Raw genomic sequence first — 13,617 nt, 5'->3', positions numbered from 1 at the left:
ATCGCATGTCAATGCTGGGATACAGACCGGAATATCCGGGTTGAACATAATGTGTTCGCAGGAGGTATTTTCATGCTTTGGAACCATCATCCCATTCATCCCGTGGGCTTGGAATGTGTTCGATGCGTATAACTCCTAATCTGAAAAGGCATCTTATATTGCTTTCAGATTTCTCCTATCGTCGAAATGACAGGGTGGGAGAGATAACTCTGATGCTCTTAAATTGATTCTCAGATGATAACTTATCCTACAGGTATGAAAACACTACTGCTGATCCTGCTGTGCTTTACCACGTTTGTGGCTTTTACGCAATCTCCGGAAGAAAAGCTAGCGCAATTAAACATGCCTTTGCCGGAAGTGGCGGCCGCCGGTGGCAGTTTTGTCGACGCCGTTAAAGTTGGAAACCTGATTTACCTGTCGGGCAAAGGTCCGCGTAACAGCAAGGGGGAGTACATCAAGGGCAAGCTGGGCCAGGACCTGACCGTGGAGCAGGGCTATGAGGCGGCTAAGTTGGTTGCCCTGCAGCAACTGGCGGTACTGAAAAGAGAGCTGGGTGACCTGAAGCGGGTTAAGCGTATCGTGAAAGTCAACGGGTATGTGAATTCAGCCGCGACCTTTTATGACCAGCCGAAAGTGATCAATGGGTTTTCGGATGTGATGAACGCCGTCTTTGGAGACAAGGGCAAACATGCACGAACATCGGTAGGCACCAATGCACTTCCGTTTAACATGGCAGTGGAAGTAGAGATGATCGTGGAAGTAGAAGAGTAACTGCCTGCTAATTCACCATGCGGGACCAGGTATAATCCGACAGTCCTTGACAATCACAGATACAGGCCACAATGCGTGCACCAACGTGTCCGCACGCACTGTGACCAGCTAATACCTCAACCTAAGAAGTTTTCTAGTTGCCTCCGTCTCAATGGCTTACATGTTATACTGAGAAACCTTCTGTAAACTAGTTGGTTATCCTTATAAATCCAAAAGGTTTTGTTTTCATATTTTCCACTTAAAGGCCACTATTATGACTCCTAAAACTGCACTCGCTTTGTTGTTGGCTGGTTCGCTCGCCTATTTGGTTGTCGAGCTGGCCTTAGATTAATCTGACGCTTCGCTATACCTGTTGCCGTACCGCTTTCCCATACCTGAAAAATACCAGTAACACCACCAGGGCCACCAGGGCCAAACTGATCCAGGCCGTCATGATGATCTGCGGACTCGCAGCTGCACTCAGTTCGCGGTGCTTCAGGATGATGCCGTAGAGCGCCCATATACCAACCAGCCCCACAAAAGGGTTCGTCCGGCTGAAAACCACGAATACCACGATCAGGGTAGCTGCCACGATCATGATGATCGTCCAGATACCTTCGCTCAATCCAAAGCCATCCCACCCTAAACCCACCAAAGCGGAGCTGATGTTGGCGACCGTGGCGATGATGATCCAGCCAAAGTATAAACTCAGCGGCACCTGCGTAAACCAGCGGGAAGCAGCTGAGCGGCTCGGATCGAAAATGCCCAGTCGGATGTGAATCGCCAGCAGCGTGACCAGCTGGACCAGGATCAGCCCCACCGAGAGCAGCAACCGCTCGTGTACCCAGGCGATGGTCCAGGCACCGGTGGCCAGGTTGTTGAGCATAAAGTAGTAGCTGAGCCCCTTCAGGTCCACATTGGCCTCGTGCAGGGCAGGCTCTTTAAAGGCTTTGACGATGTGGTAGATGCAAAAGGCGGAGAGGGCCAGGTAGATAACGCCCCAGATCGAGAAGGTGATTCCCGCCGGGGTGAAAAGCGCCGGATATTTCGCCGACACCTCACCAATGGTCTGACTATTGAAAAGCTCCAGCTGCGTGAGTTGCGAGGGCACCAGGTGCAGCAGAAAAAACACGGTGTTCAGGATGGCAAGTGTCTTGACGTTTTTCATGGGGTGTAATGCCTTTTTATCTGTTTTCTCTCTCTACGCATGAAGCCCTCTTTCAGCCAAAAATCCTCTTTTTTCGTTATGCTTAGCTAATAGTTATTCCCATACCTGCATTAGTGTAAAGCAAGATGAAACAATGACAAAAGACCTCACCGGCAAAACCATCGTCATCACAGGCGGAAGCTCCGGCATTGGCGCGGCGGCCGCCCGGATCCTGCGCCAACGGGGAGCGCAGGTGGTGATCACGGGGCGCTCTGCCGAAACCAAAAAACTGGCGGAAGAGATCGGTTGCGACTACTACCTGGTGGACTATACCCGCTTTGCGGAAGTACGTTCGTTTGCGCAAAAGCTGCTGGAGCAGTATCCCCGCATCGATGTGCTGGTCAACAACGTGGGCGGGATCATCGCCGACAGGCGGGTGACGGCAGATGGCCACGAAATGACGCTGCAGGTAAATCACCTGTCCGGCTTCCTGCTGACGCACCTGCTACGGGAACGGCTGGAAGCCTCCAAAGCGATCGTGATCAATACCTCCAGCGCGGCTAACCTGATGGGCCGTATCAACTTCGATGACCTCGAAAGCGAAAAGAACTACAAAAGCTTCCGGGCCTACGGTGCAGCCAAGCTGATGAACATACTGCATGCTGCGGAGATCAGCAGACGATTCAAAGGCGTGTGGGCCACTTCTTTTCACCCGGGGGTAGTGGAGACTGGCTTTGCGCGGGAAGGAGGGAGCACGGTCAAGTGGCTGTACGAGTCAACAGTCAAGCGCTTTTTTATGATCTCTCCTGAACAGGGAGCCGATACCCTGATCTGGCTCATCAGCACGACGCCGGGCAAGGACTGGCAGGATGGACAGTACTATTACAAACGCAGACCCGGCCGCAAGAATCCGCAGGTAGTAGCCGGTATAGCCAGCAGGCTCTGGGAGGTGTCGGAGAGACTGACCGGCGCGAACAAGCCCGAACAGGTATAGCATTATAGTTGAACAGAAATACGAACCAAGATATGAAAACAGCACTCGTAATAGGCGCCACCGGCCTGGTGGGAAAACAACTGGTACAGCAGCTATTGGCAGATGATCGATTCAATAATGTGATCGTATTCGGTCGCCGCTCCTTAGGTATAACCAACAACAAATTGCAGGAGCACCTGATCGATTTTGACAAGCCTGAAGAATGGCAGCAACTGGTGAAGGGCGATGTCTTTTTCTCGACGCTGGGCACCACGCTCAAGCAGGCAGGCGGTCAGAACGAGCAGTACAAAGTAGACTACCACTACCAGTACAAATTTGCCGAAGCCGCCGCCCGAAACGGTGTGCCGGCCTATGTGCTGGTGTCTTCCTCCGGTGCCGATCCGGGTTCTCTGATCTTCTACTCCCGCATGAAAGGAGCATTGGAAGAAGCCGTGAAGAAACTCGGATTCAAAAGCATCAGCATCATCCAGCCCGGTCTGCTGCACGGCGACCGCCAGGAGAGCCGCACCGGCGAAGAGATAGGCTATAAAGTGATGCACTTCCTCGACAAACTAGGTATAGCCGGCAAGTACAAACCTTACGAAGACAGGGTAGTAGCGCAAGCCATGATCAACGCAGGTATAGCCGCCCAGCCTGGTGTGCATACCTATAACTTAAACGAGGTGTTTGAGCTTGCTGAGCGGGAGCACCTGAGTCGCTAGTTCAGGCGATATGCGCCGTGCTTACTGCAACAGTAGCTTCCGGTCTACATGGCCTTTTTCCGTGCTCAACCTGAGCAGGTAAATGCCTTTGGGCTGCTTGCTCAGGTTGAGCTTTTCTTTCAGTATACCTGACAGGCTGTGCACCTGCTGGCTGAAGATCAATTTGCCGGTCGGGTCATAAACCTGCAGGCTAGCCTCGGAGGTGCCGGTTAGCTGTGCCTCGAGCTGGACGAGCGTGCTGGCGGGGTTCGGGAACAGCTGTATGCCCGTTGCCACTTCAGCCTCGTTTGTGTTGGTGCACACACTCACCGTGATCTCTTTTTCGACTGTGATGGAGCAGACGTTAGCGTAGGTATAGGTGATGCGGTGTGTACCCGGTCCGGCCTCCGCCGCATTGAACACGCCATTCTGCACATGGTTTCCGCCATAGGTTCCGCCCGCCGGTGATCCGCCTGTCAACTGGAAGTTGGTGGTGGAAGAGCACACCTGCTGGAAGTCAGCCAGGCTGACGGTTGTGAACTCGTAGACGGTGATCGTTTTGGTGGCGCTGACACTGCAACCGTTTTCAGAGTAGGTATAGGTCAGCTGATGTGTGCCAAGTCCTGCCAGAGCTGGATCAAAAATGCCATTCGGCTTCGTTCCGATACCCGACCAGGCGCCCCCTGCCGGGCTAAAGCCACTTAACTCTATGAGCCCTTGCTTCAGGCAGGCGTTTTCATTCTGACCGGCCTTCACCACCGGCATGGCTTGCACCTGTATGTCCAGGTATGTGCTTGCGGATTGTCCGTTGAAGTTCTGCGCCGCCACTCCTATCTGTCCGCTACTCGGGCCGATGCGCACGTTGATCGTGGTGGTGCCTTGCCCTTGTATGATCTGGTAGCCTTCGGGCACGGTCCAGGTATAGGCTCCCGCGCCGCTCACCGGACTGATGCTGTAGGTCACGGCATCCTGCTGGGCACATACCTGGCTTGGGCCGCTTATCTTGCCCGGCTTGTCAGGTATGGTCACCTGGTTCATCAGGCTGGCGATTCGCTTCGTGATCGTATCGTGGCAGACCATGCAGAAATGAATGACTTCGCTTGCCGTGGAAAGGTAACGCATGCTGCAGCGCTGGTGCGGCCGGTACCAGGTAGGCGACTCTTCATAGGGGTAAATACCCACACCCGTGTTGTTCAGCCACTGCTTCCACTTCACGGTTTCAGGAGAGGAGACCTGCGTCATGTTCGGCCGCTCACGGGCATACTGCGGACCGGCCCAGTATTCATCGGCAAGGTTGGCAAAGGAGTGGCCAATCTCGTGAATGGCGATCTCTTTGGATTGAACATTGGTAGAGCTGGTGGCATAAGCGCCGCCCGATCCGCCGTAGTAAGGACTGTTGACGAGCACAAAAACCTGGTCGTACTCCGGAAAATTGCTGGCAAGTACAGATGATATGGCCATGTGATTGGTCGGCACGAGCAGCCGGTGTATGCCACCGTAGTCAAAAGTGGAGCCGAAGTAGTTGTCTACTTTGACGATTGGAATGGCTGATTGGGTGCTTTCATCACTGGCAGTGCCCGGGTGACTGGCACCACTTTGTTTTGAAGGTACTTTGATGGCGAAAACGTTGAAGAAAACTTTGTTCTCCCTGAAAGGCCGTTTGGCAAAGATTCCATCCACGGTGCCCTTCACATCCTCTATGTATTTGCTGAGCTCGTTTGCCTGGTAGCCGTCCGCGAGAAACACAAAGTTGATATACTTGTCCGACGGTCCGTGGTAGAGGATCGTGTCGACTTCAAATTTCTGTGCCTGGGCAAGCAGTACACTGCAAAGCACCAGCCATACCGTGGTCAATAGCCTTTTCATAGCGTCAGTCTTGCGATTTCTTTGAGTTGTTTGTCTTCCTGTAGCTGTTCGATGAGCAGATGGGTTGTGCCCGGGTAATAGGGTGCCCTGAGGGTGAAAGTAGCCTGTTTCAGCTGAAAGGTTTTCTTTTGGAGCTCGCCTGATTCAGCGGCATATTCGAGGGTGTTGGCCAGCGGATCAGGTATAGCGGTGCTGTAGAGTACCTGCCCGACTGAGCTTAGCAGGGAACATTGCAGATCGCCGGAACCGTTTTCATGACCCTGGTGTGGGAGGTTTTTCATCCGGCCATCCGTCACTGTTTTGTTCAGCAATCTCACCGTGCTCTCCTTTGTCAGGCTGTCCCGGCTCAGCTCCAGGTCCAGGAAGATAATCTGGGAAACGGGGCTTGTCATAGCTTGTCCGCCGGCCTCCGCTGTACTAGCCGCCGTGCTGGAAGTGTGGCTTGTCTGGCAGGCTGTTAAAGCCATGAACAGCAAGGGGATATACAGGTATAGGCGCATCGCAGTTCTGATTCATGTATGGTTACTTAGCCAATCCGCCAGGTGATCGTCACGGTTTCGGCAACATCGATGTCGTCGGGCTCAAAGTCGGGGGCAGGGGCGGAGGCCTCCATCAGCACCTGGCTGTCATACACCGGGTAGTCGTGCTGCTGCGAGCGAATGGTGAGTTCGCGGTAGGAGTAGTCAATGTCCAGGATCTCGCGCAGTTCCACTTCGGTGGCCTCGGCGATGAGGGCGGCATTCTCTTTGGCTTTGGCGATGGCCTGCAGGATCAGCTGCTGCTGGTGCCCGCTGGCATCTTTCACCCCGAAGGAGATGCTGAAGTCCAGGCTGTCCAGCTTTTTGGCGATCTGGCTGAGCAGTTTGTTGATGAGTGCCTTGTCAAGAGGCAGCTCGAGTTCCAGGCGGTGGGTGGCGCTGTAGCCAAGAAAGTCAGACTTCTCGGTCTTGCGGTTCCACTGGGTCTCTTTGCGGATCCCGAAGTCCTTGGTCTTGAGGCTGCTGCGGCTTATACCCTGTGCTTCAATGATGCTGCGCAGTTCCTCTACTTTAGTGTTGAGGGCATCTACTGTTTTGTCGTATTCCCACTCCTGTGCCACTGCACTGAAGGAAAGGATCATGATATCAGGCGAGACGGAAAGTTTTCCGCGCCCCGTGATCTGTAGTTTGCGTTTCATAGCACAGGTATGTATTAGGTGAATTATGCTCCAATATATAGATTAAATTGAATAATTTGAAAAATTCAACCTTATATACTGTAAAGTTACATATTGGAGGAGGCTACACCTCAAAAGAGCGGGTGAATGCTAGCCCGGAGCCCCGGCAGATGATTATATTTACACCACTATACCGGAACCTATGGACTTTTTGAATTCAATTTTACCCTTCCTGCTCTGCTCGGTGCTGCTGACAGCCTGTGTGTCAAAATCACCGCAGGGTATGGGGGACGAAAATACCGAAAAGGCAGCGTCGCAACTGCGTATCATGAGCTACAACATCCACCATGCAAATCCGCCCGGGGAAAAAGGCGTGATCGACCTGGAAGCAATTGCCGGGGTGATCCGGAGCGAAGAGCCGGACCTGGTGGCCCTGCAGGAAGTGGACGTGCACATTCCGCGATCAGGAAATGTGCACCAGGCGGAAGCACTGGCAGCGATGCTGGGGATGCATTTCTATTTTGCGAAAGCGATTGATTTCGGGGGAGGGGAGTATGGCGTTGCGATCCTGTCACGCTACCCGCTGTCGGATACCCGGAAGGTGGAGTTGCCTAAAGAGGATAGCCCGAAAGCCGAGGGCCGCGTGCTGGCAGTCGCCACGGTGCAATTGCCCGGTGGGCAGCGCATCCGCTTCGGCAGCACCCACCTCGACATACAGAGCAGCGCCAACCGGCAGCAGCAGGTACAGACCATCATTGCCGTGGCCGCAGCCGATCAACTGCCTTTTATCCTGGCTGGTGACCTTAATGACTACCCGGACAGTCCCGCCATCGCTACGCTGGACGAGACGTTTCAACGTACCTGCCTGGCGGCGTGCGAGGCCACCTTCCCGCAGGACAAGCCGGACCGCATCATCGACTATATCGCCTTTACGCGATCATCCGGCCTTGCGGTGCGATCGCATCGGGTGGTGCCTGAGAGCTACGCCTCCGATCACCGACCGGTTGTGGCGGTGCTGGGCCTTTCTTCTGCCCCTGGTGCCTTTAGTCGTTAGAGGCCAGCTGCTCTGTTCCGTTAGGCCAGCTTTCCATGGACAGGATCTTCAGCTTGAGGGCATCGGTTACCTCGTCTGCTATCTGGTTAGGTGACCGGTTATAGCGGGTGTTGGCCAGCACCACAAAGCTATACTCGTCGTTGACCCTGGAGAGTACGGCCGTAGTGCCGGGCAGGGAACCGTAATGGGTCCAGGTATCGCCGCCAAAATAAGTGCTCTGCAGCAGGTTGCTACTGATCAGATCAGGTATAGCCGGGTTGCGGTCGATCAGGGCCATGAAGCGCATCAGGTCGCCTGTGCTTGAGAGCCAGCCGCCATGGGAGTCCATGCGGGTCATGTTGTAAGCATAGGGGCTGTGTTCTTGTTGGTAGTATTTAACCTCTTTAGGGGCTTTTTCCGCTTCCGTATCACCTGCAATGCGCATCCCGACAACCTTGGCAGGCTGCAGTATGTCTTCCTGTATGTATTCCTGGTAGGTCTTGCCTGTCACTTTTTCGATCACCCTGCCCAGGATGCTATAACCCAGGTTGGAGTAAGCGTTCGTCAGGCCGGGATGGTGATCCAGCGCCCGATGCAGCAGCTGCTCGGTTATGATCTCCCTGGCCGTGGCGGCATACTCAACCAGCATGGGGTCTCCTGCGCTGTTGCTCCAGCCAGCGGTATGCGTGAGCAGATGGTAGACAGTGATCAGCCCGATGTTCGGGTCAGCCGCAGGGGCCGGAAACTCGTCAGCCAATATGCCTTCCGGACCAAATACCTTGTCTGCCAATGTCAACTTGCCATCCTGAATCAGCTTGAGAATGCCGGCACTTGTGATGGGTTTAGATAAACTGGCAATCCGGAAAAGGCTCTGGTCGCTCACGAGTTCTTCATTTTCCCTGTCTGCGTAGCCATAACTCCGGACAAACACCGGTTCCCCGTTTCGGGTGATCGAGACAGAAATCCCCGGTACGTCATAGCGCTGCATAATCGCATGGAGCGTCTCATCGAAATCTATGAAAGCAGAGCCAGGCAACGCTTCCTGCTGCACCACGCTTCCATCCGCTGCCACTACATTGTAGAAAATGCTCTGCTGTTCCACAGCATCTGCATCGTTGCCTGTAGTAGTAGAAGCTGCATGGGCAGTTAAATAGGGAACCACACCGCCTGAGGTAGACCCGCTGGATACGCCTTGTGGGGCAGTGTTTTTTGGAAGTGAAAGGGAAGGAAACAGACCCGCCTCCAGTTGCTGGATTTGAGAATGCTCTGGTTTTCTGAACTCGCCCTGGCAAGCAAACATGCTACACAGAAGCAGCGCGACAGTCAGCCTTCTGTACATACTGTAAAAGGTAATAGGTACTAAAATTCGTAAAAGGCGGCGACTACAGGTATAGCTTATACCTTGGCCGTTTTTTCATAGTGTAGGTATAGAGGACGTTCAAATCTGATCCGCTGGGAGACTGATTCTGATGCTAATATAATTCGTGCGGGCTTCTGAAACAAAATAAATTTAAAATCGTATTTGCACTATTTTTATTATTTAGGCCTTTTTTGGGTCTTAATAGTGTATTAATTCTATAGGTCCTGCTGGCATCACTCTTGGTAACTATGATTATTTCTAATAATTAATTGCGAGTTTTCAAGAGGTCCTTTAATTGATATGACGTGCTTTTCTACTTTATCGGAGTGAGTGAAGAGGATAGCTGTTGATTATGAGTATCTTATGTTATGGCGATAAATATAAATCCGACTATATATTGAAAATTAAACGAATTGATTGGATTTTATAAATAAAGCCTGATAGGAAGGACAACCAATTTTTAACAGGATTTACCACTCTCAATTTTGCCTGTCTGCAAGTAGGGTTTAGGCTTAAAAGCAAAAGCCCCGTAAATTTCTGGTTACGGGGCTTTTGGAAATACAATGCGGGAATAATTGGGCAGCTTACTGTACAGGAGTGCTCACCTTCTTCTCTTTCGGGTTACGATTCAGAAGCGGCAGCAGCGACACGCCCACATAGGCATTGGCGCCATAGGGCTTACCCAGGTTAAAGGCACCACCAATGTTGTCGGAACCGATGTAAAAATTCATGAAGCGCACCATCGCCCCCACAGTCAGTACCGAGTAATTGTTTTGCAGGGCAACCGGCATGGCCACTTCAAACTTCCTGAACTCAGCACGTGGCGTAATGGCAAACAACGAGTTCTGGCGCATGCCGGTCGCATTCTTGCCGCGCACGCCCTGTATCAGGGTGGCATTTGCGTATAGGTTGCGCGTCAGGCGATAGTCCACGTTGATGTGCAGGGCAGTTGGGAGGGCTGCACGGAAAGAAGTTGTCTTTTCGTTTTCGCTCACGTCCAGTTGCTCGTTCAGGTAGTCCAGCATTTCCTCCGTGGTTTCTGCGTCGCCGAACTCAGTCAGATTGACTTCCTTGTTAGTACGCTTCACGTCGTAGGCCCATACCAGGTCCGGGTTGTTGTAATTGATGCTACCGACATCCATCAGGGACACCGCCACGCGGTACTTGTATTTGTTCTGCTCCACGTCGGTCAGCACCTGCCCGTTGCGGGTGACCTGGTAATCAGGGTTGTTGGTGCGGTACTCGTAGGTAAAGCCCAGGTCAGTACCCCAGCCATTGCCGGCGCTTTTGCTGCCGAATAACAGGCCCAGGAGGTCGCCGCTTTCGGCTGCGTCAAAGTCAGGCATAGCGGCATAGCCATAGCGGGCATGTACTTTGTCCAGTTTCACCACGTATTCGGCATCTCCGGTTACATCATTTGTTCTCTCCTCAGCCTGCAGATCAGTGTCTTCCAGGTTCAGGTAGGCAGAGGAGCCGCCATTCAGGCGCTTCACTGTTATACCGGCCTTCACAAAGTGCGGTCCCTGGTCCAGCACGACGCGTGCATAGCTGAGGCCAAATTCTGAAAAGGCATTCACATTGAGGTTCATGTTGTTGCCAGTGTAGCGCTTATACAGGTAGCTGTCGTCTTCGCCGTCTGCCACTTTATACAGGCGTGCCACTTCCTCTGACAGGTTGTTGGCTTGCGCTGCGGCACGTACACGGGTTGTTACGGCAATACTGTGCAGGGGGCTCAGCTGCACCATCAGGGCAGGGCCTCGGAAGTCAGCACCTGCCATCACGAGCTTCTGCTTGCCATTGAGGTTCTCCTGGATGTACTCGCTCTTGAACTCCTCGCCCGTTCGGGCCAGTTTGAACAGCGACATCGGTGCATCGTAGCGCAGGTAGTTGTTTGTAGCTCCAAACTCTGCTGAGAACAGGCTCAGGAAGAATTTGTGACGTGAATCAGCAATTGCTGATGGATTGGTATAGAGGCTGTTGGTGCCTGCATAGTTGCTGTTGGCTATACCTAGCTGCTGTGCCTGTGCTGATTGTGATAAAAAGGGTGATACCAGCAGGCTAAGACCAAGCGCAAATTTTAAAGCGTAAATTTTTCGATTCATGCAAAGTGAATAAGGGTGAGTAAATAGAATAAGGGTAAGCTGTGTATCATAGCCTGGAAAGGCATTCGGGAATAAAAGGCGATGCTACAAGCAAAGAGTAGCGGTACATAAAATCATCGAAAAAACAATATTTTGCTTTCAGAGGCGGCAAAGGTAGCATTCCGGATTGGTTGCGCCAATACCTACATGTGGGTATTTAGTGAAAAAAAAGCCCCTTCGATTGGAAGGGGCTTTGTCGTTGATGGCGTGGCAGCTATACCTTACCAGGCAATGCCGTAGTCTTCGCCGTGGTTGCTGGAGCCTCCCCAGAAGCTGCCGTGTTGCCAGTCGAAGAAGACGGCGTTGATCGGCCCACTCGTGCGGTCGCCAAAGCTCAGGGTATAGCCCATCTTCTTTAGTTCATTGCGGACTGCATCCGGCGTGCTTTCGTTGAGCAGGATGTGGCCGGGCTTGGGCTTGCGGTCGTCGATCTTGGTGCCGCCCAGCGAAAGCCAGAGCTGGTTGGTGTTGAAGTTGGCTGCTTCGGCTGCCTGCTGTACGTTCATGCCGAACTCGACCACGTTGAGGAAAAACTGTAGCAGGTTCTGGTCCTGTGTGTCGCCTCCCTGCACGGCAAAGGACAGGTAGGGCTTGCCGTCTTTCAGCGCCATGGAAGGGGTGAGGGTCACCCGCGGACGTTTGCCCGGCTCCACCACATTGAAAGGATTCAGCTCTGCATCGAGCACAAAGCTCTGCATGCGCTGGCTCATACCTATACCTGTGTTACCCGCAATAACAGCCGGAAGCCAGCCCCCGCTTGGGGTGATCGAAACCACCCAACCTTCTTTGTCAGCCGCTTCGATGGTGGTGGTGCCGCGCCAGAGTCTGTCCTGGTATTCGGCATCCTCCATGGATGAACCGCTGCGCTGGTCATGTGTAGGGGCAAAGTTGCGGCGCACCGTGTCGGGTTCGTAGCCTCTTTTCTTCAGCATTTTCAGGTATGGGTTCTTGCGGCCTTCAAAAGGGTAGGGGTCGCCCGGACCGATGTTTGCATCGTTCTTGTTGTACTGGATCAGACTGGCTCGCTGCTTGGCGTATTCTTTACTGAGCAGACCCTTCATCGGCTCTTCCGGTTTGAAGTAAGGATCGCCGTAATAGAAGTCGCGGTCGGCAAAAGACAGGTTCATGGCCTGGTACAGGGTATGGATGTAGCGGGTGCTGTTGTAGCCCATGTTTTTCAGGTCGAAGTTCTCGAGGATGTTAAGTGCCTGCAGCATGGTCGGTCCCTGCGTCCACTGCTGCAATTTGTATACTTCCACGCCTTTGTAATTCACCATCATGGGCTCTTCCTCGATCGGTTTCCACTTGGCCAGGTCCTGCATTGTGATCAGACCGCCCTGCTCCTTGGAGCCGCGCACAAACTCCTCGGCAATATCCCCTTTGTAGAAGCGGTCGTAAGCCGCCATGATCGCCTCTTTGCGACTTTTGCCTTGCTTTAAAGCTGCTCGTTCAGCTTCCACCAGTTTGGTCAGCGTCTGCAGCAGGTCCTTTTGCACGAAGATCTCTCCGGCGTTCGGGGCTTCGCGATCCTCTCCCGGATGCGTCAGAAACACTTTTTTGCTGTAAGGCCACTGCTTGATCAGCTCCTTATTCTTCTCCATGCTGTTGGCCGTCTGTGCTTCGATCGGGTAGCCGGCTGCCATTTCCATAGCGGGTGCCAGTACCTCTTCCAGGCTCAGCGTTCCGTAATTGGCCAGCATGTGCATCAGTCCGCCCGCTGTACCTGGTGTGGTCGCGGCCAGCGGACCGTTCTCCGGCGGGAAGTTATAGCCTTTGTCCTTAAAGTACTTAGGTGTAGCACCGGTTGGCGCGACACCTAAGGCGTTAATGGCGATCACCTTTTTTGTTTTGGGGTTATAGATGAGCGCCTGCGTTTCGCCGCCCCAGCTCAGCACATCCCACATGGTGCAGGTGGCGGCCAGCATGGTGCAAGCCGCATCCACGGCATTGCCGCCTTTCTGGAAAGTCATGGCGCCGGCAGTGGCCGCAAGGGGTTTGCCGGTGATGGCCATCCAGTTCTTGCCATGCAGCACCGGCTTCTGGGTCTGCTGCGCCGCTGCCGGAAATAGGGGCAAGGCTAGTAGGCAGAGTGATATGAGTCTTTTCATTTGTTAGAGTTTAGGGTATCAATTTAGCTAAAAACAGAGTGCCTCACAACTGAGCTGGAATTTGATCGCTTACCGGCTGTAATCTTTAACCTAATGTAATATCAACAGTATACATCAACCATGGCTATCGAAACCCTTGAAAATAATCAGCCATAATTTTTTGATTCTAAGGATTATATCAGATATTAGCCAGCACAAATGAACACAGCGCACAACCATATCGCCTATTATAGCTATCACTATTTTACTTTATGTAAATAAGGGCGGCGATGCTTTAGGTTGACAAACAGCTATAAATCAGAGGCCTCCCGATCGGAGGCTTTTTTTATTCAGATACATGACAGCGAACCAGAACAACTATTTTACTTTTTACTATTACTAC

General features: G+C 52.8%; 11 protein-coding genes. 4 read left to right on the top strand and 7 right to left on the bottom strand.

The genetic code is table 11. The annotated features are described in order from the left end of the window. Positions 1-255 precede the first annotated feature (255 nt). A complete protein-coding gene (locus tag BW972_RS09975) occupies positions 256-771 on the top strand; it encodes a RidA family protein (RefSeq protein WP_076422131.1) in 516 nt (171 codons plus the stop codon). Between the two features lie 343 nt (positions 772-1,114). Here BW972_RS09975 and BW972_RS09970 read toward each other — a convergent pair whose 3' ends face one another. Next, on the bottom strand, positions 1,115-1,918 hold the full coding sequence (locus BW972_RS09970; protein WP_076421977.1) for a hypothetical protein: 804 nt from the start codon (positions 1,916-1,918) through the stop codon (positions 1,115-1,117). A gap of 133 nt (positions 1,919-2,051) precedes the next feature. On the opposite strand from BW972_RS09970, the gene BW972_RS09965 reads away from it, so the two are divergent. Then, positions 2,052-2,891, top strand: coding sequence for an SDR family NAD(P)-dependent oxidoreductase (locus BW972_RS09965; protein ID WP_076421976.1), 840 nt, complete (start codon positions 2,052-2,054; stop codon positions 2,889-2,891). A 32-nt stretch (positions 2,892-2,923) separates the two neighbouring features. Next, on the top strand, positions 2,924-3,592 hold the full coding sequence (locus BW972_RS09960; RefSeq protein ID WP_076421975.1) for an NAD(P)H-binding protein: 669 nt from the start codon (positions 2,924-2,926) through the stop codon (positions 3,590-3,592). Positions 3,593-3,613: 21 nt separating this feature from the next. On the opposite strand, the gene BW972_RS09955 is transcribed toward BW972_RS09960, so the two are convergent. From BW972_RS09955 to BW972_RS09945, 3 genes are read right to left on the bottom strand one after another with little or no spacing between them, the layout of a single operon-like run. Continuing rightward, on the bottom strand, positions 3,614-5,437 hold the full coding sequence (locus tag BW972_RS09955; protein WP_076421974.1) for a M64 family metallopeptidase: 1,824 nt from the start codon (positions 5,435-5,437) through the stop codon (positions 3,614-3,616). Further along, positions 5,434-5,904, bottom strand: coding sequence for a hypothetical protein (locus BW972_RS09950; RefSeq protein ID WP_076421973.1), 471 nt, complete (start codon positions 5,902-5,904; stop codon positions 5,434-5,436). Before BW972_RS09950 ends, BW972_RS09955 begins: the two co-directional genes overlap by 4 nt. Before the next feature lie 59 nt (positions 5,905-5,963). Further along, the gene (locus BW972_RS09945) at positions 5,964-6,614 is read right to left on the bottom strand and encodes an SIMPL domain-containing protein (protein WP_007660701.1); all 651 of its coding nucleotides are present in this window, start codon (positions 6,612-6,614) and stop codon (positions 5,964-5,966) included. A gap of 190 nt (positions 6,615-6,804) precedes the next feature. Between BW972_RS09945 and BW972_RS09940 the strand changes: the two genes are divergently transcribed. After that, positions 6,805-7,647, top strand: a complete 843-nt coding sequence (locus tag BW972_RS09940; protein WP_159439853.1) for an endonuclease/exonuclease/phosphatase family protein — start codon at positions 6,805-6,807, stop codon at positions 7,645-7,647. Here the strand turns inward: BW972_RS09940 and BW972_RS09935 are convergent. From BW972_RS09935 to BW972_RS09925, 3 genes are all read right to left on the bottom strand, one after another. Further along, positions 7,637-8,965, bottom strand: a complete 1,329-nt coding sequence (locus tag BW972_RS09935; protein ID WP_083674128.1) for a serine hydrolase domain-containing protein — start codon at positions 8,963-8,965, stop codon at positions 7,637-7,639. The two genes, BW972_RS09940 and BW972_RS09935, sit on opposite strands and share 11 nt — an antisense overlap. 605 nt (positions 8,966-9,570) lie before the next feature. Beyond that, positions 9,571-11,088 (bottom strand): DUF5723 family protein, encoded by a 1,518-nt coding sequence (locus BW972_RS09930; protein WP_076421970.1) that lies wholly within the window; start codon positions 11,086-11,088, stop codon positions 9,571-9,573. A gap of 260 nt (positions 11,089-11,348) precedes the next feature. Beyond that, positions 11,349-13,235, bottom strand: coding sequence for a gamma-glutamyltransferase family protein (locus BW972_RS09925; protein WP_076421969.1), 1,887 nt, complete (start codon positions 13,233-13,235; stop codon positions 11,349-11,351). Between the last annotated feature and the right edge of the window lie 382 nt (positions 13,236-13,617).

The organism is Pontibacter lucknowensis, assembly GCF_900156415.1.
GTDB lineage: Bacteria > Bacteroidota > Bacteroidia > Cytophagales > Hymenobacteraceae > Pontibacter > Pontibacter lucknowensis.
The sequence above is the reverse complement of the archived record's forward strand: the minus strand, read 5'-3'. Positions and strand labels throughout refer to the sequence as shown.